22 protein-coding genes are annotated in these 23,690 nt (G+C 70.4%); 15 read left to right on the forward strand and 7 right to left on the reverse strand.

Annotated elements, in window-relative coordinates; genetic code table 11:
- Nucleotides 1-13: 13 nt before the first annotated feature.
- The gene (locus UG56_RS12295) at nucleotides 14-355 is read right to left on the reverse strand and encodes a DoxX family protein (protein WP_045546953.1); all 342 of its coding nucleotides are present in this window, start codon (nucleotides 353-355) and stop codon (nucleotides 14-16) included.
- A gap of 168 nt (nucleotides 356-523) precedes the next feature.
- Between UG56_RS12295 and sigJ the strand changes: the two genes are divergently transcribed.
- Together sigJ and UG56_RS12305 are read left to right on the forward strand one after the other, a co-directional pair.
- Nucleotides 524-1,432, forward strand: a complete 909-nt coding sequence (gene sigJ, locus UG56_RS12300) for an RNA polymerase sigma factor SigJ (RefSeq protein ID WP_256206584.1) — start codon at nucleotides 524-526, stop codon at nucleotides 1,430-1,432.
- Nucleotides 1,433-1,555: 123 nt separating this feature from the next.
- The gene (locus UG56_RS12305; protein WP_045546955.1) at nucleotides 1,556-2,074 is read left to right on the forward strand and encodes an SPFH domain-containing protein; all 519 of its coding nucleotides are present in this window, start codon (nucleotides 1,556-1,558) and stop codon (nucleotides 2,072-2,074) included.
- A gap of 22 nt (nucleotides 2,075-2,096) precedes the next feature.
- Here the strand turns inward: UG56_RS12305 and UG56_RS12310 are convergent, their stop codons facing one another.
- Nucleotides 2,097-4,919 (reverse strand): M4 family metallopeptidase, encoded by a 2,823-nt coding sequence (locus UG56_RS12310; protein WP_143055015.1) that lies wholly within the window; start codon nucleotides 4,917-4,919, stop codon nucleotides 2,097-2,099.
- Nucleotides 4,920-5,148: 229 nt separating this feature from the next.
- A complete protein-coding gene (locus UG56_RS12315) occupies nucleotides 5,149-5,844 on the reverse strand; it encodes a DUF6518 family protein (protein WP_371264385.1) in 696 nt (231 codons plus the stop codon).
- A gap of 30 nt (nucleotides 5,845-5,874) precedes the next feature.
- On the opposite strand from UG56_RS12315, the gene UG56_RS12320 reads away from it, so the two are divergent.
- The 4 genes from UG56_RS12320 (at nucleotide 5,875) to UG56_RS12330 (ending at nucleotide 10,024) form a co-directional block, all read left to right on the forward strand.
- Nucleotides 5,875-6,426, forward strand: coding sequence for a PadR family transcriptional regulator (locus tag UG56_RS12320; protein WP_045546956.1), 552 nt, complete (start codon nucleotides 5,875-5,877; stop codon nucleotides 6,424-6,426).
- The gene (locus UG56_RS28355; RefSeq protein ID WP_177191468.1) at nucleotides 6,423-6,572 is read left to right on the forward strand and encodes a hypothetical protein; all 150 of its coding nucleotides are present in this window, start codon (nucleotides 6,423-6,425) and stop codon (nucleotides 6,570-6,572) included. The genes UG56_RS12320 and UG56_RS28355 overlap by 4 nt, the downstream gene beginning before the upstream one ends.
- Nucleotides 6,565-7,287: an ABC transporter ATP-binding protein gene (locus UG56_RS12325; RefSeq protein ID WP_045546957.1), complete on the forward strand. Its 723-nt coding sequence runs from the start codon at nucleotides 6,565-6,567 to the stop codon at nucleotides 7,285-7,287. Before UG56_RS28355 ends, UG56_RS12325 begins: the two co-directional genes overlap by 8 nt.
- Before the next feature lie 76 nt (nucleotides 7,288-7,363).
- Nucleotides 7,364-10,024 (forward strand): FtsX-like permease family protein, encoded by a 2,661-nt coding sequence (locus UG56_RS12330; protein WP_045546958.1) that lies wholly within the window; start codon nucleotides 7,364-7,366, stop codon nucleotides 10,022-10,024.
- A 75-nt stretch (nucleotides 10,025-10,099) separates the two neighbouring features.
- Here UG56_RS12330 and UG56_RS12335 read toward each other — a convergent pair whose 3' ends face one another.
- Entirely contained in the window at nucleotides 10,100-10,459 is a 360-nt protein-coding gene (locus UG56_RS12335) for a VOC family protein (protein ID WP_045546959.1), read from the reverse strand.
- Nucleotides 10,460-10,573: 114 nt separating this feature from the next.
- Between UG56_RS12335 and UG56_RS12340 the strand changes: the two genes are divergently transcribed.
- The 7 genes from UG56_RS12340 to UG56_RS12370 all read left to right on the forward strand — a co-directional run bounded on the left by UG56_RS12340 (nucleotide 10,574) and on the right by UG56_RS12370 (nucleotide 19,607).
- Nucleotides 10,574-11,173 carry a TetR/AcrR family transcriptional regulator gene (locus tag UG56_RS12340; protein WP_218145205.1) on the forward strand — a complete coding sequence of 200 codons (600 nt, stop codon included), beginning with the start codon at nucleotides 10,574-10,576 and terminating at the stop codon, nucleotides 11,171-11,173.
- The gene (locus tag UG56_RS12345) at nucleotides 11,170-11,964 is read left to right on the forward strand and encodes a TIGR03084 family metal-binding protein (RefSeq protein WP_045546961.1); all 795 of its coding nucleotides are present in this window, start codon (nucleotides 11,170-11,172) and stop codon (nucleotides 11,962-11,964) included. The genes UG56_RS12340 and UG56_RS12345 overlap by 4 nt, the downstream gene beginning before the upstream one ends.
- On the forward strand, nucleotides 11,961-13,757 hold the full coding sequence (locus UG56_RS12350; protein ID WP_045546962.1) for an acyclic terpene utilization AtuA family protein: 1,797 nt from the start codon (nucleotides 11,961-11,963) through the stop codon (nucleotides 13,755-13,757). Before UG56_RS12345 ends, UG56_RS12350 begins: the two co-directional genes overlap by 4 nt.
- Complete coding sequence (locus UG56_RS12355; protein ID WP_045546963.1) at nucleotides 13,754-14,887, forward strand: acyl-CoA dehydrogenase family protein; 1,134 nt, start codon at nucleotides 13,754-13,756, stop codon at nucleotides 14,885-14,887. Before UG56_RS12350 ends, UG56_RS12355 begins: the two co-directional genes overlap by 4 nt.
- Nucleotides 14,884-16,452 carry an acyl-CoA carboxylase subunit beta gene (locus UG56_RS12360; RefSeq protein ID WP_045546964.1) on the forward strand — a complete coding sequence of 523 codons (1,569 nt, stop codon included), beginning with the start codon at nucleotides 14,884-14,886 and terminating at the stop codon, nucleotides 16,450-16,452. The genes UG56_RS12355 and UG56_RS12360 overlap by 4 nt, the downstream gene beginning before the upstream one ends.
- An 87-nt stretch (nucleotides 16,453-16,539) precedes the next feature.
- Nucleotides 16,540-18,429: an acetyl/propionyl/methylcrotonyl-CoA carboxylase subunit alpha gene (locus UG56_RS12365; RefSeq protein ID WP_045546965.1), complete on the forward strand. Its 1,890-nt coding sequence runs from the start codon at nucleotides 16,540-16,542 to the stop codon at nucleotides 18,427-18,429.
- Nucleotides 18,426-19,607, forward strand: a complete 1,182-nt coding sequence (locus UG56_RS12370) for an acyl-CoA dehydrogenase family protein (RefSeq protein WP_045546966.1) — start codon at nucleotides 18,426-18,428, stop codon at nucleotides 19,605-19,607. Before UG56_RS12365 ends, UG56_RS12370 begins: the two co-directional genes overlap by 4 nt.
- Before the next feature lie 63 nt (nucleotides 19,608-19,670).
- Here the strand turns inward: UG56_RS12370 and UG56_RS12375 are convergent, their stop codons facing one another.
- Both UG56_RS12375 and UG56_RS12380 read right to left on the reverse strand, forming a co-directional pair.
- Nucleotides 19,671-20,393 (reverse strand): RDD family protein, encoded by a 723-nt coding sequence (locus UG56_RS12375; protein ID WP_045546967.1) that lies wholly within the window; start codon nucleotides 20,391-20,393, stop codon nucleotides 19,671-19,673.
- Nucleotides 20,394-20,454: 61 nt separating this feature from the next.
- Complete coding sequence (locus UG56_RS12380) at nucleotides 20,455-21,024, reverse strand: RDD family protein (protein WP_084100990.1); 570 nt, start codon at nucleotides 21,022-21,024, stop codon at nucleotides 20,455-20,457.
- A 75-nt stretch (nucleotides 21,025-21,099) separates the two neighbouring features.
- Between UG56_RS12380 and UG56_RS12385 the strand changes: the two genes are divergently transcribed.
- Nucleotides 21,100-22,257 carry a YihY/virulence factor BrkB family protein gene (locus tag UG56_RS12385; protein ID WP_256206587.1) on the forward strand — a complete coding sequence of 386 codons (1,158 nt, stop codon included), beginning with the start codon at nucleotides 21,100-21,102 and terminating at the stop codon, nucleotides 22,255-22,257.
- Here the strand turns inward: UG56_RS12385 and UG56_RS12390 are convergent.
- A complete protein-coding gene (locus UG56_RS12390; RefSeq protein WP_256206588.1) occupies nucleotides 22,254-22,835 on the reverse strand; it encodes a protein-L-isoaspartate O-methyltransferase family protein in 582 nt (193 codons plus the stop codon). The two genes, UG56_RS12385 and UG56_RS12390, sit on opposite strands and share 4 nt — an antisense overlap.
- Before the next feature lie 19 nt (nucleotides 22,836-22,854).
- Here UG56_RS12390 and UG56_RS12395 point away from each other — a divergent pair, with 19 nt between their 5' ends.
- Entirely contained in the window at nucleotides 22,855-23,622 is a 768-nt protein-coding gene (locus UG56_RS12395; protein ID WP_045546970.1) for an enoyl-CoA hydratase family protein, read from the forward strand.
- Nucleotides 23,623-23,690: the final 68 nt, after the last annotated feature.

Raw genomic sequence — 23,690 nt, forward strand, 5'->3', positions numbered from 1 at the left:
GTGCCTCGGCCTCTCAGCTTCCGGCGACCAGGAAGCCCGCAGCGACGGCGGGCACCAGGTAGAGCAAAGGGAACACGATGTGGCCATAGGCACCCGCGCGGGCTGCCGTGATCATGGCGCCGGCGAAGTACAGGAACAGGCCGACAGCGGCAGCAGCTCCGACCGCAGGCACGGCGAGTCCCGTGAGCAGGCCCACCGCACCCAGCGCCTTGGCCGCGCCGAGCCACGGCCACCAGCTCTCGGGGACGCCGTACGCGACGAGGCTGTCGGTCACGAACGCCTTGCGGGTGAGGAGGGAGAAGGCCGAGAAGCCGACCCAGGCGGCGGCGAGGATCACGACGACGGTGGTGGTCATGGAGATTCCTTTTCGTTCAGGGGCCAGCCGGTCGGGGCGGCCCGTTCTGCCTGGTCGACTCCCGGCGCCGTACGAATGTGACCGGATCACAGGAGGAGCCGATGTGATCTGGAGCACATCGTCGCGAGTGCCGGCGAGAGGCCTTCGCCGGGCTGCAAGGATTCCGAGGTGCTGAGTGACGATCGAATGCCGGCGATGAACCGCGGCTGGCAACAGCAGTTCGAGGAGCACCGCCCGCAGCTGCGCTCGGTGGCCTACCGGATGCTCGGTTCGACGGCGGATGCCGACGACGCCCTCCAGGACGCGTGGTTGCGCGTCAACCGTGCGGACATCTCCGGAGTCGACAACCTCGTCGCGTGGCTGACCACCGTCGTCGCCCGGATCTGCCTCGACCAGCTGCGGTCCCGGCGTACGCGTGGTGAGGAGTCGCTCGTCCACGTGCCGGATCCGATCATCACGCTCGGCGGCGCCGAGGATCCCGAGGCATCGGCACTGGTCGCGGACGGTGTCGGGCTGGCACTGCTGGTGGTGCTGGAGACGCTCGGTCCGGACGAGCGGGTGGCGTTCGTCCTGCACGACACGTTCGGAGTGCCCTTCGACGACATCGCCGCGGTCCTCGACAAGACGCCCGCGGCGGCGCGCAAGCTGGCGAGCCGCGCGCGACAGCGCGTGAGCACGCAGGCGCCCACCCCAGACCCGGACCTCGGCCGGCAACGCAAGGTCGTCGACGCGTTCTTCGCGGCGGCCCGGGACGGCGATCTCGAAGGGCTGGTCTCGGTACTGCACCCCGAGGTCGTCCTCCGCTCGGACGGCGGCGCGGCGCGCCCGCAGCTCAACCGTCTGCTCCGGGGCGCGCGGGTGGTGGCCTCGCAGGCAGTCCTGACCTCCGCGCTGGCGCCGTTCGTGCGCCCGGTGCTCGTGAACGGCGCCGCCGGTGTGGTCGTCGCGCCCCGACGTGAGGCCCAGGTCGTCATGGCGTTCACCGTTGTGGACGGGGCAGTTGTCGCCATCGACGTGCTCTCCGACCCGCAGCGGCTGGCGAGCCTTGATCTGACCGCCGTGCTCGGACGTACGTGACGCTTCGGCAGGTTTGTCAGCAGATGGTGACCGCCTCGTCGGCATCAAGGTGCTGTCTGGGCGATGAACGAATGGGTGGCAGCGCCCATTCGAGATCGAGTCCGGGCCGAGAAGACTCGAGTCATGGGCGAGATGGCGACGGTTCTGGTGATCGCGGCGGCCGCGGCCGGCCTTGTGGTGGCCTCGCTGCTGAGGCGGGCCCGTCGGGGCGAGTGCCTGGTGGTGACCAGGCACCGGCGGATCGTCCGGATCGCCTCCGACTCGATGACGATGGCGATCCCGGGCTTCCACGAGGTGCTGGAGTGGCCGACGGGTCAGGTCGAGATCGCGATCGTCGTCCGGACCCGGACCGGCGACGGCCAGGACGTACGCGTCCTCGCGACCTTCACCGTCGACGTCGACCCGCCTCGGGTCGGTGCGGCGTACATCGACCCGCGTGCGGTCCTGCACACCGCGCTGGAGCGCCGGGTCGGCGAGGCGGTCCGCGCCCGGCCGGCGGCGTGGCTGACCGGGCACGACGGCCTCGCGACCGCCCTCCAGGGAATCCGGATCGACGGTCTCGCCGCCGGCGTGGTGACCGAGGTGGTCATCGACGAGGTCGACCTGCTGCTGCATCCCGGCCGACCCGACGACGGCGGCTGAGGCCGTCGTCGGGTCGGGGCGGTCAGCGGATGGTGCTGGTGGCGGCCGAGGTCGCCGTCTTGGTGTAGTAGCCGGTCTTGCGGCCGGTCACCCGGACGCGGATGCGGTCACCGCGGTCGACGGATCGGAGCCGGTAGGACTTCCCGGTGGCACCCGAGATCGCGACACCGTTGCGCAGCCACTGGTAGGAGAAGGTGATCCCCGACGGCTTCCAGGTGCCCGGGTAGGCCGTGAGCAGATAGCCGACCCTGCGGGTGCCGCCGATCGTCGGCGTGGCCGCGGTGAGGTAGCCGGCCGCGATCTTCGCGGTCGCAGCGCTCGTCCGTACGCCGGGATTGGCGGCGGGCCAGGACGTGGAGTACGCCGTCACCCGGACCCGGATCTCCTTGGTGTGGTCGGCCCCGGTCAGCTTGTAGGTCGACGCGGTGGCACCCGAGATCGCCACGCCGTTGCGCAGCCACTGGTACTTCACCGACGTGGCAGTCGGGCTCCAGGAACCCTTCGTCGCGGTCAGGGTGTAGCCGACCCGCGCAGTGCCGCTGATCGTCGGCGGCGCGGTGCTCGCGATGGTCAGCGGGGTGCAGCTGTAGAGCTCGAGCTCGTCGATGAACCAACCGACGTACGACACCGACTGGTCACCACGGACGACCCACTGGAACTGGACGGACTTGCCGGCGAAGGCGGAGAGGTCCACCCGCGAGCTCATCCACCCGTTGGAGTCGCCCCCGAAGCCGGTCAGCGGACTGTTCGGGTTGTTCAGGAGCAGCTTCTGCTTCGGACCGTTCACCCAGGCCGTCGACGGGATGGCGGTCGCGACCCCGTTGACGAGCAGGCGCGCCTCGCCGCCGTCGTAGTACTCCGGTGCCGGGTGGGCAGGGTCGCTGCCGGTGTACCAGTCGAAGAGATACCAGTGGCTGAACCGCAGATAGGTCCGCTTACCGGCCGGCACGTTGATCGCGGCCGTCGTCAGACCGCTGGCGGTCGGGTCGCCGTACGTCTCCGGGTCGGGGTCCCAACCGAAGTCGGAGCCGTTGCCGTCACGGTCGTTCTCGGGGACGTTCTGGGCGGCGTCGGGTGCCTGGTGCCACAGGCCGCCACGGGTGAGCGACGGGGTCGTCATCGCGGCCTTGCCGGTGCTGCCGGCGGGGCAGGTGTTCGGCGCCTCCGCGGGCCGGGTCGCGCCCGCCTTGGTGGGTGACTTGGCGAGCTCGGTCGCGTCGGTGGCGAGGTTGACCTGGGTGCAGTCGTCCGCGGTGAAGCCGGCGGTGCCGGCGGCGACCAGCGCGGAGCAGCCGCTGGCGAGCGTACGGCGCAGGTCGGCGTACTGGCTCCCGGAGACGAGGTGCTGGATCGTGTAGAGGTAGAGCGTCGCGGTCTTCTGCAGGGTCGGGTCGCCGCCGTCGATGCCGGTGATGGTGCGGCCGTTGAACGTGCCGCCCTGGGAGATCAGGTAGGCCGTCTTGTTGCCGACGCCGCTGTTGGTGTGCACCCCGCCGCCATCGGCGTAGTAGGTGAGGTCGTCGGCGTCCCACAGGGAGCTGGTCATCCGGTCGGGCTGGCTGTGGATCGTCGGGTCGGCGAGGTCACGGATCGCGCCGAACGAGGAGTCCTCGCCGATGCGCCAGTCGGTCGGGGAGTCGCCGGGAGTGGCGTAGCGGTGGTCGACGATCTCGCCCATGATGTCGGCCATCGACTCGTTGATGGCGCCCGACTCGTACCAGTAGAAGAGGTTCGAGCTGTGCTCGATCACGCCGTGGGTCAGCTCGTGGCCGACGATGTCGTCGACCACCAGGCCCTGGCCGAGGTAGATCTGCTGGCCGTTCCAGAAGGCGTTGTCCATCGGGCACGGCGGGGTGTAGCCGGGCTGTGTCGGCTCGCAGTAGCGGGTCGTGGCGGTCATCGCCTTGGCGGTCACGCCCTCGGACCAGCCGATCTCCTCGGTCAGGTCCAGCCCGAGGGAGGCGTAGAGGTCGGAGGTCGCGCCGAGCAGGTCGTAGGCGCTGTCGACGTCGGCGAGGCCGGTCGGCGCATCGCCCTCGCGCCGCTTGACCGTCAGGCTCGTGTCGGCGCAGCCGTTCTCCGCGGCGCGGACGTTCGCGTTGTCGCAGATGCGGCGGTTGGCGTGAGCGATCTCGTCGACGTGCATGAGTACGCGGCCGGAGCCGGCGTGGGCGAGCACGGTCTCACGGATGGTGGAGCCGTTGGTCACCGAGAACCGGAAGACGCTGGTCTCGCCGAGCTGCGGTCCGGCGACCAGGTCGTCGTCGTAGAGCCAGGTGCCCTCGTCGCTCACGGTGAGGCCGGTGGCTCCGTGGTGGGCCTTGGCGACCACGGCCTTCGCCGCGGACTCCGCCTTGGCGCGCGTGGCCTCGTCGGGCGCGGTGACGTCCGCGGTCGTGGCGTCGGAGAGGTTGGTGGCCGCGGAGGTGAGGCCGCGGTCCTTGTTCAGCCCGACGACCACCTCGCCGCCGAGGACCGGGAGGCCGTCGACGTACTGCTCGAATCGGGTCACCGACCCGCCGCCGACGGCCTTGCCGGTGGATGTCTCCCGCAGGTCGGCCTCGTCGGTGCCGAGCGCCTCGGCGGCGCGGTCGAGCTGGGTGCGGGCCGCCTTGGCCGGCTTGACGGCGGCGCCCAGCGGCTCCGCGCTCTCGGACTTCGAGCCGATGAAGTCGGCCGTGCCGTCGGCGGTCCGATGGATGGTGAGCGGGACGCCGGCGCGGTCCTGATAGGCCGCGACCGGGTCGGGTTCGGCGGAGGCGGGCGGGGCCATCGGAATGACGCTCAGCCCGCCGAGGGCAAGTGCGGTCGCGGTCAGGGCGACGACGCGTCTACGAGGTGACACTTCGACTCCTTCGGAGTGGGAGCGGCCCGGAGGTTTCACGAGCCGACAGGACCGCCGGCCCGAACCCAGCGACCAGAAGTGTCCCAGGCTCTCGGCGGAGCCGTCGCCCGTATTTTCGCGGCGTGCGACGGCGAGAAACCGCGACACGGCGCGGGCGGCTCATCTGATGCATCTGTGTCCTAGGTGCTCGAGCGGTCCGTGGTGACCACCTTCGTGCTGACCTCGCCTTTCAGAGTCGGACTGCAGATCCGATCGCGGGGTAGCCGAAGGTGAACGCGATGGCGACAGCGGCGGTGGCTGCGATCGTTGAGGTGATGGCAGCGGTTCCCTTGATGCGCCGCGCGAGCTGATAGGCGAGAAGTGCGACCCCGGTCACGATGATGATGACCCAGTAGACCGGGCTGGTGGTCTCGCGGACGACGGTGAGGCCGTACACGCCCTCGCCGATGCCGAGCCCGGCCAGTGCTGCGGTGCCGAGGGACGCACGCAGCCCGGATGTGCGCAGCCAGGCGGTGGCGAGGCCGACGAACGGGCCGGTGACGACTCCGACCGCGCACCAGTAGACCGGGTTGAAGTAGTAGCCGCGCAGGTCGGAGACCCACATGTAGCCAAGCACCAGGAGGACGAAGCCGGCCACAGCCAGGAGCGCGGCGGCTGCGGGTGACGTACGTGACCAGAGGACGAGCAGCACGGTGAGCAGCGTCCAGCCGCTTGCCGAGTTCGCGAACGACCGCAGTGCATCGGGAAGGAAACCCTGGGCGTAACTGGTCAGGCCACCAAGCACAAGGCTGGACGCTGCGAGCACGAGTACTCGGCGCGTGGTGGCCGCACCTGTCGGTGCGGATATCGGTTCGGTGATCGTCTCCATGGGCTCTCCGTTCCTGTCGTGAGCGCTTGTCAAGCGGACCATACTCAGTATATACATACTCGGTATGCATGATGAGGAGGTGATCGAGTGTCCGTGAAACACGCACTGCTGGCGCTGCTGGAGAAGCCGCGCTACGGCTACGAGCTGCGCGCCGAGTTCGAGCAGCGCACCGGCGCCAGCTGGCCGCTGAACGTCGGGCAGGTCTATACGACCCTGTCGCGACTCGAGCGTGACGGCCTCGTCGAGGCCGGAGGGACCGACGCGGAGGGACGGTCCCTCTACCAGCTCACCGAGGCCGGCAGGGTCGAGGTCAAGGGGTGGTTCGACACCCCGGTGGAACGTACGCAGCCACAGCGCGACGAGCTCGCGATCAAGCTCGCGGTGGCGGTCGCGGTGCCGAGCGTGGACGTCGGCAAGGTCGTCCAGCAGCAGCGCAACGCGACGATGCAGGCGCTCCAGGGATACCGCCGCCAGGCGCGCTCCGGGGTTGCCGACGACCTCGCCGGCGGGCTGGTCCTCGACCGCCTCGTATTCGCAGCCGAGGCCGAGATCCGCTGGCTCGACCACTGCGAGGCCCGGCTCCGCCGGGCGGCCGCGACGAGCACCGCGCCGGAGCCCACAGGCGGAGGCGGCCGATGAACGCTGCCCTCGCCCACGACCTGCGCCGGCTGAGCCACGACCAGAACCGCTGGCTCGCCGACGCCCGCGAGCGGCTGAGCCGCCGCACCCACGCATCGCCTGCCCAGGCAGGCACTACCCAGACCAAGGAGTCCACCGATGAGTGAACCCGTCCTCCGGCTCACCGACGTGAGCCGCGTCCATGGCACCGGCGCCGCCGAGGTCCACGCCCTGCGCGGCGTCAGCCTGGCTGCGTACGCCGGTGAGCTGGTCGCGATCATGGGGCCGAGCGGCTCCGGGAAGTCGTCGCTGTTGACCATCGCCGGCGGCCTCGACTCGCCGACCTCCGGGTCGGTGACCGTCGACGGCCAGGATCTCGGTGAGGCCGGGATCAGCGGGCGCGCCAAGCTGCGGCGTACGTCGATCGGCTATGTCTTCCAGGACTTCAACCTGATCCCGGCCCTGACCGCCGCCGAGAACGTCGCGCTGCCGTTGGAGCTCGACGGCGCGGGCCGCCGCTCGGCGCAGGCCGCAGCGAGGACGGCGCTCGAGGAGGTCGGGCTGGACGGATTCGCCGACCGGTTCCCCGACGAGATGTCCGGCGGGCAGCGGCAGCGGATCGCGATCGCCCGGGCGATCGTCGGCGAGCGCCGTCTGATCCTGGCCGACGAGCCGACCGGTGCCCTCGACACCGAGACCGGCGAGGACATCCTCAAGCTGATCCGCGCACGCTGCGACGCAGGGGCGGCCGGTGTGCTCGTCACTCACGAGCCGCGCTACGCCAGCTGGGCCGACCGGGTGATCTACGTGCGCGACGGCATCGTCGTCGACGAGGCCGGCGAGACGCCCGGCGCGCTGCTCGTGGACGAGGCCGGGGCATGAGCGAGCGTCAGCGAGCGACAATGAGCCTCGTGCCGCCGCGTCCGTATTCTGGCGCTTGCGCTACGGAGGTGGCGGCATGAGTGGGGGACTCGGGGGCTGGCGGCTCGCGCTCCGGATCGGGCAACGGGAGGCCCGGCGGGCGAAGTGGCGCAGCCTGCTCGTCATCATGATGATCGCGCTCCCGGTGGCAGGCGTCACCGCGATCGCGGTGACCTACAAGACCTACGACGTCAACACCGTCGAGGGCCTCGACCGCCGGCTCGGCACGGAGGCCGCGGCCAGGGTGGAGGCCCAGAGTCCCGCGCGGGTCCGTCAGGGCATCGACCCCGACCAGGCCAGCCAGTGGCTCGACGAGACCGGGACCGAGCCGCTGGACGCGGCCGGGCTGCGGGCCGTCGTCGGTGACCGGCCGGTGCTCTCCGTGGACGACTACGGCCTGGACGTACGCACCGACAAGGGTGTCGCGTGGGCCAGCGGTCTGCGGACCGATCTGACCGACCCGCTGGCTGCCGGGCTCACCCGGCTGACCGACGGCCGGCTTCCCCAGGGGCCCGACGAGGTCGTGGTCAACGCCGCTCTCGCTGCCCGCGGTCCGGGCCTCGGGAAGGAGCTGCGGTTCCGGAACGGAGGCTCCGAGGAGGCCCGCAAGGTCGTCGGGATCGTCGAGTCGGCCAGCGTGCGCAACGAGCCCTTCGTGGCCGGAGCGGGGCTGCCGGACCCGGGCTTCGTCACGACCGCGACCTGGCTGGTCGGCGGTGCTCCGGTGAGCTGGGGCGACGTCGAGAAGCTGAACGCGAAGGGCGCCTTCGTGCTCTCCCGCTCGGTCGTCGAGGACCCCTCCGCGGCTGCGTTGGCCGCCGATCGGGAGCTCGGCTCCATGGAGCGCGCGCCGGATGCCTCCGAGACCGTGGTCGTCGTCCTCATCGTGGTCATGGTGCTCCTCGAGGTCGTCCTGCTGGCCGGCCCTGCCTTCGCGGTGGCGGCTCGTCGACAGGCGCGGGATCTCGCCCTGATCGCCGCCTCCGGCGGCACGGCTCGCCAGGCTCGGCGTGCCGTCCTCGGGATGGCGATCGTCATCGGTGCGGTGGCCGCAGCCGTCGGGGCCGTGCTCGGTATCGGGCTCGCCCGCCTGCTCCAGCCGCTCGCCCAGGACCAGGTCGCGGCATGGTTCGGCCCGTTCGAGGTCCCGTGGCTGCAGATCTTGGCGATCGCCGTCATCGGGTTCGCTGCGGCGATCTGCGCGGCGATCGTGCCGGCCTGGATCGCATCGCGACAGAACGTGGTCGGCGTACTGTCCGGGCGCCGCTCCGAGAGCCGGCCGTCGCGACACTCACCGGTGATCGGGCTCGTCCTCGTGCTCGCCGGGGTCGTGTCGTCCGTCTTCGGCACGCGGGGAGCCTACGACGGGATCCCGATCGCCCTCGGCGTGCTGCTGTGCGTCGCCGGGGTGCTGTTCATCCTCCCCGTCCTGGTCTCCATGGCTGCTCGGTTCAGCGCCCGGATGCCGCTGGTGATCCGGTTCGCGACACGTGATGCGGACCGGCACCGCACCCGGACGGTCCCGGCCGCGGGCGCCATCGCGGTGACCGTGGTCGGCGCGGTCGCCCTCGGGATCGCCTTCGGCAGCGACCAGGAGCAGAACCAGGAGACCTACCTGCCGTCGTTCGCCTACGGAGACGCTGCCGTACAGCTCGATTCAGGCGCCGTCTCCGCCGAGAACACGGACGCCACGGCGTGGGAGGGAGTCTCGGCGCAGGTCGCGAAGGAGATCCCGAAGGCGACGATCGTGCCGGTCGCTGCCGCCGTGTTCCACGATCCTGAGACCTTCTTCACGATCCGGACCGGCGACGGTGCCGAGGTCGCGCCGGGGTCCAGCAACGGCACCTTCGGCGAGATGCTCGTCGCCGGGGCGGACGGCACGCTCCCGCCGGCCGTGACGCGCGTGCTCGGCGACGCGGATGTCGCTGCGGCCGAGAAGACCGTTCGCGCAGGTGGCGCGGTCGTGTTCACCGACGGCGAGGAACCGTCGTCGAAGGACGCGCGACTGGACGTCCGGAAGTGGGACGAGGAGACGGAGTCCGAGAAGGAGCAGGCCTCGGTCACGGTGCCGGCGACCTACCTCCATGTCGAGGACGCGTACGCCCCTGCGTATGCGGTCGTCTCACCGGACGTCGCGAAGAAGCTCGGTGCCGAGCCGCAGGTGAGCGGCCTCTACGTCCAGGACGCGCGGATCACCCCCGCTGCCGAGCAGGACCTCGACGAGGCCCTCGCTGCCGGTCAGGTCCCGACGTCGATCACGGTCGAGCGTGGGTTCCAGCAGGACGACAAGGCGGTGATCGTCTGGCTGCTGCTCATCACCCTGGCCGCGGTGCTGATGATCGGCGGCGCGCTCACCGCGACCTACCTCGCGCTCAACGACGCTCGCCCCGACCTGGCCACGCTGTCGGCCGTCGGTGCGCCGACGCGTACGCGTCGAGGGGTCGCTGCCGCGTACGCCCTGGTCATCGCGCTCCTCGGCGCGATCCCGGGCGCCCTGATCGGGTTCGTCCCGGGCATCGCGGTCAGCTTCCCGCTCACCGCCGAGGGCTGGCCCGAGCGCGACAGCGTCGCCTCGCACTACCTCGAGGTGCCCTGGGACCTGGTCGGGATCGTGGTCGTCGGCCTGCCGCTGCTGATCGCGCTCATCGTCGCGGTCACCACCCGCAGCCGGCTCCCCATGGTCGCCCGCGTCGAATAGGGACTTCTGGCGGGCCGAATCCTCAGTTGTGGGCGACGAAGATCGAGTTTCGTCGCCCACAACTGCATTCTCGGCTCAGGCCTGACAGAGGCAGAACGGGTGGCCGGCGGGGTCGAGGAAGACGCGGAAGGTCTTGCCGGGCTGGACCTCGTGCTTGGTGGCGCCGAGCTCGAGCGTGGCCGCCTCGGCGGTGTCGAGGTCGTCGACGGTGACGTCGAGGTGGGACTGCTGAGGTACGTCCTGACCGGGCCACTGCGGCGCCCGGTAGTCCTCGACGCGCTGGAACTCGAGCCCGCCGCCCTCTCCCCAGGCGCTGGCCCAGCCGCCGCTGTCGTCGACCTTGGTCTTCCAGCCGAGGAGCTGGGCGTAGAAGGTGGCCAGGGCTGCCGGGTCGGGGCAGTCGATGACCCATTGCGGATTGCGTGCGATAGCCATGGATCCGACGTTAGGGCGGGTTCCGGACATTCGGCTTCCGCCTGTGACGCCGCCGTCTCAGAAAAATACAGTCAGGGTTGACTGTTTGTTTCTGGCGCGGCAGAGTGCCTGCCTGTGAGCCAGGCCACCCGCGTACCTCAGGAGCAGCGCACCCGCGCGATGCGGACCCGCCTCCTCGACGCCACCGTCGAGCTGCTGGCCGAGCGCGGTTTCGCCGGCACGTCGACGACGCTCGTCTCCCAGCGCGCCGGGGTCTCCCGTGGCGCGCAGCTGCACCACTTCCCGGCCAAGAACGACCTGGTCGTGGCGGCGGTCGAATACATCACCGAGGCTCGTGGTGAGGCGCTGAAGGAGGCTGCCGGGGCGCTGCCGGAGGGCGGGCAGCGTACGCGGCACGTGCTCGCCATGCTCGCCGAGCAGGTCACCTCGCCCGTCTTCGCCGCCGCCCTGGAGCTGTGGGTGGCGGCGCGCACCGACGAGCAGCTGGCCGCGGCGGTGGGTCCGCTCGAGCAGCGGATCGGCCGCGAGCTCCACCGGGCCACGGTCGAGCTGCTCGACGTGGACGAGAAGAAGCCCGGCGTACGTGAGCTCGTGCAGGCCACGCTCGATCTCGTCCGTGGCCTGGCACTGGCTGACACGATTACCGACGACGCTGCCCGACGCGAGCGGATCCTCGATCACTGGGCCGAGGTTCTGGAAAGAGAGCTGCGATGAGTCTGCTGGATGAACTTCTCGAGGACCTGTCCATGGAGGGATTCGAGCTGCGCCAGGTGGTGGCGGGGCTGAGCGAGGCGGGCTGGCGGGAGCCGACGCCGGCCGCGGGCTGGGACGTCGCCGCCCAGATCGCCCACCTGGCCTGGACCGACGAGGCCGCGCTCGCCGCGACCGAGTGGGTGGCCGGTGACGCGACCGCCTGGGACGAGCTGGTCACCGAGGGGCTCAAGAACCCCGAGGGCTACGTCGACGAGGCCGCGCTGGCGCTGGCCACGATGCCGGCGACGGAGCTGTTGCAGCACTGGGACGGCGTACGCGGCGAGCTCGCCGAGGCGCTCGCGAACGTCCCGGACGGCAAGAAGCTGCCCTGGTTCGGGCCGCCGATGTCGCCGGCCTCGATGGCGACCGCGCGGTTCATGGAGACCTGGGCCCACGGGCTGGACGTGCGCGAGGCGCTCGGCCACACCTACGAGCCCAGCGATCGCATCAAGCACGTCTGCCACCTCGGCACCCGCACCCGCGACTTTTCCTACGGCGTCCACGGCCTGACCCCACCGCCCGACCCGTTCCGCGTCGAGCTCACCGCTCCGTCCGGCGAGCAGTGGGCGTGGGGGCCGGAGGATGCGGCGCAGAGCGTCCGGGGCCCGGCGTACGACTTCGCGCGCCTCGTCACCCAGCGCATCCACCGCGACGACACCGTGCTGGAGACCACCGGCGACGACGCCGAGAAGTGGCTGACCATCGCCCAGGCGTTCGCCGGGCCCGCGGGGGACGGGAGGCCCAAGAAGTGATCACCATCGGCAACTGCTCCGGCTTCTACGGTGACCGGTTCTCGGCGATGCGCGACATGCTCGAGGGCGGTCGGCTCGACGTGCTCACCGGCGACTATCTCGCCGAGCTCACCATGCTCATCCTCGGCAAGGACACCCTCAAGGACCCGACGACGGGCTACGCCAAGACGTTCCTGCGCCAGGTCGCGGACTGCCTCGACCTGGCTCTGCAGCGAGACGTCAAGATCGTCTCCAACGCCGGCGGCCTCAACCCCGCCGGTCTCGCTGCCGCCATCGAGGCGCTCGGCACGCGGGCGAAGGTGGCCTACGTCGACGGCGACGACCTCCGCGGTCGCCTCGACTCCCACCCGGACGCGCTGACCGCCAACGCCTATCTCGGCGCCTTCGGGATCGCGCACGCGCTCGACGCCGGCGCCGACATCGTCGTCACCGGCCGGGTGACCGACGCGAGCGTCGTCGTCGGGCCGGCGATCGCCCACCACGGCTGGAAGCGCGACTCCTACGACGAGCTCGCCGGCGCCGTCGTCGCCGGCCACGTGATCGAGTGCGGCACCCAGGCCACCGGCGGCAACTTCTCCGGGTTCCTCACGATGTCGCCGCAGGCCCGGGCTCGCCCGCTCGGGTTCCCGGTCGCCGAGATCGCCGTCGACGGCTCCTCGATCATCACCAAGCAGGACGAGACCGGGGGCACCGTCACGGTCGACACGGTCACCGCACAGCTGCTCTACGAGATCCAGGGACCGCTCTATCTGGGCCCCGACGTCACCACCGACCTCACCTCGATCCGGCTGTCCGAGGTCGGGATCGATCGCGTGGCCATCTCGGGCGTCACGGGCACCCCGCCGCCGGCCACGCTCAAGGTCGCCGTCAACTCTCTCGGCGGCTACCGCAACTCGGCCGAGTTCGTGCTCACCGGCCCCGACATCGACGCCAAGGCCGCCTGGCTGCGCGACCAGCTCGACGCCGAGCTCCCGATCGGTCCCGACTACACCTGGTCGACCTACCGCATCCCCGCGCCCGACTCGCCGACCGAGGAGGGAGCCGCCTGCATCCTGCGGCTCTCCGCGCGGGCCGCCGACGCCGACGCCGTCGGGCGCGCACTGACGGCCCCGGCCATCGAGCTGGCCCTCGCCTCCTACCCGGGCTTCCACGTCACCGCGCCCCCGGGGCGGCCGTCCCCGTTCGGGATCTACAAGGCTGCGTACGTCCGGCGCGACCGCGCTCCCGAGACCGTCCACCTCCCCGACGGGTCGACCTACGAGGTTCCGTCTCCCCTCGACTACGCCGAGGCGTCACGTACGTCGGCCGAGGCGTCACGTACGTCGGCCGAGACGTCACGCGCGTCGGCCGAGACGTCACGCGCAGCGAGCGGGGTGACCACTCGACCGACCGGAGCGACGCCTCGGCCGACGGGGCCGACGCCTCGGCCGACGGGGGCGACGCCTCGACGAGCGCTGGGAGAGCTGGTCTACGCGCGGTCCGGGGACAAGGGCGGCGATGCCAACCTCGGGCTCTGGGCGCCGCAGTGGCGGCCGGACGCGGTCGTCGAGTGGCTGCTGGACACCGTCACCCCGGAGTGGGTGCGGGCGCTGCTGCCGGAGGCCGAGGACCTGGCCATCGACATCACCCCGCTGCCACATCTGCGCGGGGTGAACATCGTCATCCACGACCTGCTCGGCGAAGGAGTGGCGGCCTCGACGAGGTTCGACCCGCAGGCGAAGGGTCTGGGCGAGTGGGCCCGGAGCCGGATCGTCGAGGTACCTGCCGAACTCAGCCCGGAGGAGCTCCTGTGAGCGACGACCTGTTCCAGCTGGGCGCCGAGTTCGCCCGCCGTGAAGTCTTCCCTGACCTCCAGGAGTGGGAGGACAACCAGGAGATCCCGCGGGCGGTGCACCTGGCGGCCGCGAAGCAGGGGCTGCTCGGGATCGGGTTCCCCGAGGAGGCCGGCGGCGAGGGCGGCGGACTGGCCGACACCGTCGCGGTGACCGAGGGGATGATGTCCGAGGGCGCCTCGTCCGGCCTGCTCGCGGGCCTGTTCACCCACGGGATCGCGCTGCCGCACATCGCCAAGCACGGCTCGCCCCACCTCATCGAGACGTACGTGAAGCCGACCCTGGCCGGGGAGAAGATCGGCAGTCTCGCGATCACCGAGCCCGACGGCGGCTCCGACGTCTCCCACCTCCGCACGACCGCGATCCGCGACGGCGACGAGTTCGTCGTCAACGGCGCCAAGACGTTCATCACCAGCGGCTGCCGCGCCGACTTCGTCACCACCGCGGTCCGCACCGGCGGGCCAGGAGCCGGCGGCATCAGTCTGCTGGTGATCGACAAGGACACGCCTGGCTTCACGGTCACGCGCAAGCTCGAGAAGATGGGCTGGAAGTGCTCCGACACGGCTGAGCTCGCGTTCGAGGACGTACGCGTCCCGGCCGCCAACCTCGTCGGCGACGAGAACGCCGGCTTCGTCTACATCGCCGAGGCGTTCGTGACCGAGCGGATCGCGCTGGCCGTGCAGGGCTACGGCACCGCCGCCCGCTGCCTGGCGCTCACCGCCGACTACGCGCGCCAGCGGCAGACCTTCGGTGAGCCGCTGATCAAGCGTCAGGTCGTCCGCCACAAGCTCGTCGAGATGCACCGCCAGGTCGAGGTCGCCAAGGCCTATACGCACGCGGTCGTCGCCCGCTACGACCGCGAAGGCTCGACACAGCAGACGATCGCCGAGGCGGCGCTGGCCAAGCAGACAGCGGTCGAGGCCTGCACCTGGGTCGTCGACCAGGCCGTCCAGCTCCACGGCGGGACGGGATACATGCACGGGACCGAGGTCGAGCGGCACTACCGCGACGCCCGGATCCTGCCGATCGGAGGAGGAGCCACCGAAGTGATGACCGACCTGGCCGCCAAGCTGTTGGGCTACACATCATGAGCAACCGAGAAGCACTCCTTGAGAAGATCGAGGCCCTCGACGCCGAGCACGCGAAGGCGGCGGCCGGCGGCGGGGAGAAGTACGTCGCCCGCCACAAGGCCCGCGGCAAGCTCCTCGCCCGCGAGCGGATCGAGCTGCTGCTCGACGAGGGCAGCCCGTTCCTGGAGACCCAGCCGCTGATCGGCTGGGGCAGCGACTTCCCGGTCGGTGGCTCGATCATCACCGGCATCGGTGTGGTCGAGGGCGTCGAGTGCATGATCGTCGCCAACGACCCGACGGTGAAGGGCGGCGCGCTCAACCCCTACTCCCTCAAGCGCTCCTTCCGGGCGGCCGAGATCGCCGAGAAGATCGGTCTCCCGACGATCAACCTGACCGAGTCCGGCGGCGCCGACCTGCCCACCCAGAAGGACATCTTCATCCCGGGCGGACGCGGTTTCCGCGACCTGACGAGGTCCTCCGCCCGCAAGCAGCCGACCATCTCGGTGGTCTTCGGAAACTCGACGGCCGGTGGTGCGTACGTCCCCGGCATGAGCGACTACGTGATCATGGTCAAGGAGGGGGCGAAGGTCTTCCTGGCCGGCCCGCCGCTGGTGAAGATGGCCACCGGTGAGGACACCGACGACGAGTCGCTGGGCGGTGCCGAGATGCACTCGCGCATCTCCGGCTCCTCCGACTTCCTCGCCGTCGACGAGCACGACGCCATCCGGCAGGCGCGCCGCGTCGTCGCCCGGCTCAACTGGCGCAAGCGCGGCCCGCAGCCGAAGGCGAGCTACGAGCCCGAGCTCGATCCCGACGGCCTGCTCGACCTGATCCCGACCGACCTCAAGGAGCCCTTCGACCCGCGCGAGGCGATCCTGCGGATCGTCGACGGGACCGGGCCCGACAACGAGGTGGCGTTCGACGAGTTCAAGCCCCTCTACGGATCGAGCCTCTGCGTCGGCTGGGCGCGGCTGCACGGCTACGAGATCGGCATCCTCGCCAACGCGCGCGGCGTGCTGATGAGCGAGGAGGCCCAGAAGGCGGCGCAGTTCATCCAGCTCGCCAACCAGAAGGACACCCCGCTGCTCTTCCTCCACAACACCACCGGCTACATGGTCGGCACGGAGTACGAGCAGGGCGGCATCATCAAGCACGGCGCCCTGATGATCAACGCGGTCTCCAACTCCACCGTCCCGCACCTGACCGTGATCATGGGCGCGTCTTATGGCGCGGGGAACTACGGCATGAACGGCCGAGCCTATGACCCGAGATTCCTCTTCACCTGGCCCTCGGCCAAGTCCGCGGTGATGGGGCCCGCCCAGCTCGCCGGGGTGATGGAGATCGTCGCCCGCGAGTCGGCCGAGAAGAAGGGCGAGGTCTTCGACGCCGAGGGGTTCAAGGGCGTCAAGGAGATGGTCGAGTCGATGGTCGAGGAGCAGTCGCTGCCGATGTTCCTCTCCGGCCTCGGCTACGACGACGGGGTCATCGACCCGCGCGACACCAGGACCGTGCTCGGACTCTGCTTGTCCGCCATCGCCACGAAGGAGATCGAGGGGGCGATGAACTTTGGTGTCTTCCGGATGTGACGTCGCCGCCACAAGGACTGTTGCCTCGAGGGTGGTCTCGACAAGCTCGACCACCGGAGTCCGAGGCTCGATGAACGGGATTGCCTCATGATCACCAGATTGCTCGTCGCCAACCGCGCAGAGATCGCCTCGCGCGTCTTCCGCACCGCCCGCAGGCTCGGCATCGAGACGGTCGCGGTGCACTCCGACGCCGACGCGGACCTGCCGTTCGTGGCCGAGGCGGACCATGCCGTACGCCTCCCCGGCAACGCCCCCGCCGACACCTATCTCCGCGCCGACCTCGTCATCGAGGCGGCCAAGGTGGCGGGTGCCGACGCGATCCACCCGGGCTACGGGTTCCTCTCCGAGAACGCCGAGTTCGCCCGCGCCGTCGAGGCGGCCGGCCTGGTCTGGATCGGTCCCGCGCCCGAGTCGATCGAGCAGATGGGCTCCAAGATCGAGGCCAAGAAGATCATGGCCTCCGCCGGGGTCCCAGTCCTGGAGGCGCCGGCCTCCCCGGTCGAGGCGGATCTGCCGCTGCTGGTCAAGGCCTCCGCCGGTGGCGGTGGGCGCGGGATGCGGATCGTGCGCTCGCTCGACGCCCTCACCACCGAGATCGCGGCCGCCGAGGCCGAGGCCGCCTCGGCGTTCGGTGACGGGACCGTCTTCGTCGAGCCGTACGTCGAGGCCGGCCGCCACGTCGAGGTCCAGGTCGTCGGTGACGGTGCCGGCAACGTCGCCGTCTTCGGCGAGCGCGACTGCTCGGTGCAGCGCCGTCACCAGAAGGTCGTCGAGGAGTCCCCGGCCCCCCTGCTGCCGGATGCCGTCCGGTCGGCGCTCCACGAGGCGGCCCGCAACGCTGCCGCGGCGATCGACTACCGCGGGGCGGGCACCGTCGAGTTCCTCTACGACGCGGCCACCGAGCGGTTCTGGTTCCTGGAGATGAACACGCGGCTCCAGGTCGAGCATCCGGTCACCGAGCTCGTGCACGGGGTCGACCTGGTGGAGCTGCAGATCGCTGTCGCCGAGGGTGTCTCGGGGGTGGTCTCGACAAGCTCGACCACCGACGTGAACGGGCATGCGATCGAGGTGCGGCTCTACGCCGAGGACCCCTCGGCGGACTATCAGCCGCAATCGGGAGTCCTGACCAAGCTGGAGTTCCAGAGCGACGCCCGGATCGATGCCGGCTACACGTCCGGCTCGGAGGTCAGCACCTTCTACGACGCGATGCTGGCGAAGGTGATCGTGCACGCGCCGACGCGCGAGGCGGCGATCCGGCGGCTGGTCTCGGTGCTGCGTACGGCCAAGATCCACGGCCTGGTGACCAACCGGGAGCAGCTGATCGGGATCCTCGGCTCGGATGCGTTCCGCAGCGGCGAGGTCACCACCGCTCTGCTCGCGAAAGAAATTTTTCTTTCATCGGCCGAGGACCCCGGTGCCCCCGTCGCGGCCGCGATCGCCCTGGCCGAGCGGACCCGTCGGCCGGGTATCCCGGTCGCCTGGCGCAACGTCGTCAACCAGCCTCAGCGGACGGTCTTCGAGGACGGCTCCGAGGACGGTGTCACAGTAGAGTGGTACGGCACCCGCGACGGCTACCGCATCGATGGCTTCGACGTCATCGAGGCAGGTCAGGAGCGGGTTGTCCTCGAGAAGGACGGCCTGCGCACGACGTACGCGGTCGCGATCGAGGGCGACCGGATCGACGTCGACTCCTCGTTCGGCCACACCGCGCTGCGCAAGCGGCCGAGGTTCACCGACCCGGCCACCCAGACCCAGCCCGGAAGCCTGCTGGCGCCGATGCCGGGCTCGGTCGTCAACGTGCTCGCCGAGGCCGGTAGCAGCGTCACCGAGGGCCAGCCCCTGCTGGTCCTGGAGGCGATGAAGATGCAGCACACGGTGACCGCGCCCACCGACGGCGTGCTCACCCAGATCAACGTCACACCAGGAACCCAGGTCGCCGCCGGCGAGGTGCTGGCCGTCGTAGAGGAGGCAGAATGACCACCGCAACCGTGCCCAATCCATTTGGCGAGCCCGAGGAGCGGACCGCGCTGCGCGAGGCGGTGGCGAAGCTGGCCGGGAAGTACGGTCACGACTTCGTTGCCAAGCAGGCCCGCGAGGGCGGCAAGATGACCGAGATGTGGCTCGAGATGGGCCGCAACGGCTTCCTCGGCGTCAACATCCCCGAGGAGTACGGCGGCGGTGGCGGTGGCATGAGCGACCTGGCCGCCGTGCTCGAGGAGGCCGCGACCGCCGGCGCCCCGCTGCTGATGATGGTGGTCAGCCCGGCGATCTGCGGCAGCATCATCGGCCGCTGCGGCACTGACGAGCAGAAGAAGCGCTGGCTCCCCGGCATCGCGGACGGGAGCCTGCTGATGGCCTTCGGGATCACCGAGGCCGACGCCGGCTCCAACTCCCACAAGATCACCACCACCGCCAAGCGTGACGGCGACGAGTGGGTCCTGAGCGGCCAGAAGACCTTCATCTCCGGTGTCGACGAGGCCGACTCCGTCCTCATCGTCGCCCGCACGGAGGACGCCAAGACCGGAAAGCTCAAGCCGGCGCTCTTCGTGGTCCCGACCGACTCGGAGGGCTTCACCAAGCAGGTCATCCCGATGGCCTGGGAGGCGCCGGAGAAGCAGTTCACCCTCTTCATCGACGACGTACGCCTCCCCGCCGACGCCCTCGTCGGCGACGAGGACGGCGGCATCTGGCAGCTCTTCGCCGGCCTCAACCCGGAGCGGATCATGGGCGCCGCCCTCTCCTGCGGGATGGCCCGCTACGCCCTGGCGAAGGCCGTGGAGTACGCCGCCAGCCGCTCGGTCTGGAAGGACGCCCCGATCGGCTCCCACCAGGGCATCGCGCACCCGCTCGCGAAGGTCAAGATCGAGCTGGAGCAGGCTCGCCTCCTGTGGCAGAAGGCGGCCGCGCTCTACGACGCCGGTGATGACGCGGGCGCCGGGGAGTACGCCAACATGGCCAAGTACGCCGCCGGCGAGGTCGCCTGCAACGCCACCGACGCCGCGGTCCACACCCACGGCGGCAACGGCCTGACGGTCGAGTACGGCCTGGCCAACCAGCTCGTCGCCGCCCGCCTCGGCCGGATCGCCCCGGTCAGCCGGGAGATGATCCTCAACTACATCGCCATGCACACCCTGGGACTCCCGAAGTCCTACTGAGCACCACGAAATGAGCACAGGGCCGGTCGCCTTCGCGACCGGCCCTGCTGCGTACGTCTGTTCTTACTTCTTCGGCTCGACGACGACGATCGTGCTGAGGATCTTGTCGGCGAAGGTCTGGCGCTTGTCGTCCCACAGCGGCCACAGGTAGCCGATGTAGCAGGCCAGCTGGTCGAGGTAGTGGACGAAGAAGCGTCCGATCGAGAACCAGGTACCGAGGACCTGGCCGTCGGCCTCCTTGACGACCTTGATGCCGAGGACGCCCTTGCCGATCGTGTAGCCGGTCTTGCCCTGCTTCAGGCCGTAGTTCCAGAACAGGAAGGCGAGAGACACGAGGAAGCCGATGAACAGGAGGAGCCCGCCGATGGCCATCAGCGCCCCGTTGGGCTCGCCGGTCGTGTACATGCCGGTGTTCGGGTCGTACTCGGAGGCACCCGAGGCGGCACCGCCGATGAGCAGGCCGTAGCCGATCCAGAACGGGATCATGGCCACCGCGCCGACGAGCCCGTCGATGATCGCGGCGCCGACACGAGCGCCCCAGGAGGCGTACGGCGGGGTCGGCGCCCCGTAGCCGTAACCGCCGGGGGCCGGGGTGCCGTAGCCACCCGGGGCGGCACCGTAGCCGCCGGGAGCAGCGCCGTAACCGGGGGCAGCGCCGTAGCCCGGCGTGGGAGGAGGCGGCGGAGCGCTGGGCTGACCGTAGGCCGGAGCGGGCGGCGGAGTCGGCGGCAGGGGCTGGCCGGAAGGGTCCTGCGGGGCGCCAGGAGGCGGGCCGTAGTTAGACATGGGGCAGAGTATGGCCACATCTCAACGCAAAAGTCAGCGCACACGCCTGAGCCCCGCCGGGCTAGGGCCGAGGCTCCACGACGACCAGCGTGCCGACGATCTTGTCGGCGAAGGTCTGGCGCTTGTCGTCCCACAGCGGCCACAGGTAGCCGATCAGGCAGAACCCGTCGAGGACGTGGAGCACCTGTCGGAGCAGAGCGACCGGGACGCCGACGGTGGCCGAGCCGGTTGAGCTGTCGGGGGCCTTACGGATCAGCTTGATCCCGACGACACCCTTGCCGATGGTGTAGCCGGTGCGGCCCTGCTTGAGGACATGGTTCCAGACGGCGAAGCCGATGAACCCGAACCAGCCGACCGCGGTGACGAGCAGGCCGAACGCGGTGACGAAGAAGCCGGACTCCTGAGACAGCCCGCCACCGACCCCGGCGACCAGGTAGAACGGCAGCAGCAGCGCCGCGTCGATCAGCGCGCCCCCGGCCCGGCGACCCCAGGTCGCGAGCGGGGGACCGGAGGGGACGTACGCCTGCTGTGCCCACGGCGGGGCCTGGGGCTGCGGTCCACGCATGGGGTCCTGCGGTGCGCCTGGCGGCGGCCCCGTAGGCGGGCCGAAGTTGGACATCTGGTGGGTCATCTCCTCGAGTGTGCTGACCTGCTGACGTGACCGACGTTCAATCTATCGGGTCAGGCAGGGGTTAGCCTGACCCTCATGGCTGGAGTTGCGAGGGCGATGGATCGGGCTCAGCGCCGGTTCCCGCCGGTCGCGTTCCCGATCGCCGTCGTCTACAAGTTCTACGAGGACCAGGGCAACAACCTCGCCGCGATCATCACCTACTACGCCTTCGTCGCAGTCTTCCCGATCCTGCTGCTCGCCTCCTCGATCCTCGGCTTCGTGCTGGAAGGCGACCCGAGCCTGCAGGAGGCGGTGCTCGACACGGCGCTGGCGCAGTTCCCGATCATCGGCGACCAGCTCGGTCGCAAGGAGCTCACCGGGTCGACCAGCGCGATCATCATCGGTGGTATCGCGGCCCTCTACGGTGCGCTCGGCCTGGGCCTCTCGATGCAGAACGCGGTCAACACCGCCTGGTCGGTGCCGCGCAACAGCCGCCCGAACCCGATCTTCCTGCGGGTCCGGTCGCTGCTCATGCTCGCCGCCGGCGGCCTCGCCATCCTCTCGGTCACCGCGCTGTCGCTGGTGCTGAGCCGCACCGACTTCCTCGGCTTCAAGGCGGTCGATGTCGGCTACTGGCTGGTCATCCTCGGCACCGTCGTGATCGTCACCGGGATGCTGTGCGTCGTCTTCCGGATGGCCACCACCCGCGACCATGCGTTCGGCCACGCCCTTCCCGGGGCGCTGACGTTCGCGATGCTGTGGCAGGTGCTGCAGTACTTCGGTGCCGAGTTCGTCCAGCACGTGCTCGCCGCCACCCGCGGCATGAACCAGACCTTCGCCCTGGTCCTCGGCCTGGTCGCCTTCCTCTACATCGCCGCGCTGATGGTGGTGATCTCGATCGAGGTCAACGTCGTCTACTCGCGCCACCTGTGGCCGCGCGCGCTCCTCACTCTCTTCACCGACGACGTCGAGCTGACCGAGGCCGACCGCCGTGCGTACGCCAGCTACGCCCTCATGCAGCGCCACAAGGGCTTCGAGACGGTCGCGGTCACCTTCGACGGCCCCGACGGCAACACCCACGAGATCGTCATGGACCCCTCCTGGCTCCGCAAGACCGCTCGGCGGATCCGGCGCCGCGACGAGTTCAGCCGGCCGCTGCCGCCGACCAAGCCGCCGCCCCCGGTGCCGCCGGGCAAGCTGCGCGCGGTGCCGCACCCTGAGGAGAACGAGCGGCCGCGGCGTACGAATCCTTAGGGTTTCCTGCGCAGCGGCACGAAGCGGTACCAGCCGTGGCTGCTCAGCCGTGCGGTGCCGGTCGCGTTCCGTTCGACCAGCATCATCAGCCCGGCGACCGGGATCACCATCCGGCCGGGCGAGGCGAGCTGGTCCATCAGCTCCTTCGGGAGCGCCTCGGCCTCGGCGGAGACGAGGATGCGGTCGTACGCAGCCTCTGGGGGCCATCCGAGGACATCGCGCTTCGCCTTCTCGATGCGGGCCCACGGCTGGTCGGTCGCCGCCAGGTTCCGGCGGCCGAACCTCACCAGGGTGGGCTCCAGCTCGACCCCGACGACGCTTCCCTCGGGGCCGGTCAGGTGGGCGAGGAGCGCGGTCGTCCAGCCCGACCCGGAGCCGACGTCGAGCACCTTGTCGCCCGGTGCGACCTCGAGGAGACGGAGCATGTCGGCCACGGTCCGCGGCTGCGAGTTGGTCTGCCCGTGGCCGATCGGAAGCGGCTCGTCGAAGCCCGCGAAGTCCCGCTCCTCGGGTGGGAGGAAGCCCTCCCGGGGGATGGCGGAAAATGCATAGAGCACCCGGTCCACACGTCCAGTCAAGCACCGTAGTGTCTGCCCCATGACTGAGTCGCCCGAAACCACCGCTGAGCTCGTCCACCTCGATGTCGTCGATGGTGTCGCCACCATCACCCTCGACTCGCCGGCCAACCGGAACGCACTCTCCCGCCAGCTGGTCACCGAGCTGTTCGAGGCACTGCACGCGGCCGACAAGGACACCTCGGTCAAGGCGGTCGTCCTCCAGGCCACGGGCACCGTCTTCTGCTCCGGCGCCGACCTCTCCGAGGCCGCGACGGTGCCGATGGAGGAGGGCACCCGCGGGATCGTACGTCTCCAGCGCACCATCGTCGCCCTGACCAAGCCCGTCGTGGCGAAGGTCCAGGGGCCGGTGCGCGCGGGCGGTCTCGGGCTCGTCGCCGCCGCCGACATCGCGATCGCCGCCGACACCGTCTCGTTCGCGCTCACCGAGGTCCGGCTCGGCCTGGCGCCGGCCGCGATCTCCCTCTCGATCCTGCCCCGGATCGACTCCCGCGCCGCCTCCCGCTACTTCCTCACCGGTGACAAGTTCGACGCCGCCGAAGCCGCCCGCATCGGCATCCTGACCGCCGCCGTCCCCGCGGACTCTCTCGACGACGAGGTCGCCGCCATCACCTCCTCCCTGCTCAAGGGCTCCCCGCAGGGTCTGCGCGAGACGAAGCGCCTCATGGTCCGCGGCCTGGTCGAGCACATCGACGCCGGCGGCGAGGAGATGGCCACCCTCTCCGCCCGCCTCTTCGGCTCCGAGGAGGCCCGTGAGGCGATGACCGCGTTCCTGACCCGCAAGCGGTAGTCGTTCGGTGGCGCGCGTGCCCTCGTTACCCCACGTCGGGGTAGAGTTGTCTCCTTGCCGTGCGCCAT

Source organism: Nocardioides luteus (assembly GCF_000960475.2).
Classification (GTDB): Bacteria; Actinomycetota; Actinomycetes; order Propionibacteriales; family Nocardioidaceae; genus Nocardioides; species Nocardioides luteus_A.

Coding starts and splice junctions, on each gene's coding strand:
- UG56_RS12295 (WP_045546953.1), bottom strand. CDS start 355: ATGACCACCACCGTCGTCGTGATCCTCGCCGCCGCCTGGGTCGGCTTC.
- UG56_RS12305 (WP_045546955.1), top strand. CDS start 1,556: ATGGGCGAGATGGCGACGGTTCTGGTGATCGCGGCGGCCGCGGCCGGC.
- UG56_RS12315 (WP_371264385.1), bottom strand. CDS start 5,844: ATGTATATACTGAGTATGGTCCGCTTGACAAGCGCTCACGACAGGAAC.
- UG56_RS28355 (WP_177191468.1), top strand. CDS start 6,423: ATGAACGCTGCCCTCGCCCACGACCTGCGCCGGCTGAGCCACGACCAG.
- UG56_RS12325 (WP_045546957.1), top strand. CDS start 6,565: ATGAGTGAACCCGTCCTCCGGCTCACCGACGTGAGCCGCGTCCATGGC.
- UG56_RS12330 (WP_045546958.1), top strand. CDS start 7,364: ATGAGTGGGGGACTCGGGGGCTGGCGGCTCGCGCTCCGGATCGGGCAA.
- UG56_RS12335 (WP_045546959.1), bottom strand. CDS start 10,459: ATGGCTATCGCACGCAATCCGCAATGGGTCATCGACTGCCCCGACCCG.
- UG56_RS12345 (WP_045546961.1), top strand. CDS start 11,170: ATGAGTCTGCTGGATGAACTTCTCGAGGACCTGTCCATGGAGGGATTC.
- UG56_RS12360 (WP_045546964.1), top strand. CDS start 14,884: ATGAGCAACCGAGAAGCACTCCTTGAGAAGATCGAGGCCCTCGACGCC.
- UG56_RS12365 (WP_045546965.1), top strand. CDS start 16,540: ATGATCACCAGATTGCTCGTCGCCAACCGCGCAGAGATCGCCTCGCGC.
- UG56_RS12370 (WP_045546966.1), top strand. CDS start 18,426: ATGACCACCGCAACCGTGCCCAATCCATTTGGCGAGCCCGAGGAGCGG.
- UG56_RS12375 (WP_045546967.1), bottom strand. CDS start 20,393: ATGTCTAACTACGGCCCGCCTCCTGGCGCCCCGCAGGACCCTTCCGGC.
- UG56_RS12380 (WP_084100990.1), bottom strand. CDS start 21,024: ATGACCCACCAGATGTCCAACTTCGGCCCGCCTACGGGGCCGCCGCCA.
- UG56_RS12385 (WP_256206587.1), top strand. CDS start 21,100: ATGGCTGGAGTTGCGAGGGCGATGGATCGGGCTCAGCGCCGGTTCCCG.
- UG56_RS12395 (WP_045546970.1), top strand. CDS start 22,855: ATGACTGAGTCGCCCGAAACCACCGCTGAGCTCGTCCACCTCGATGTC.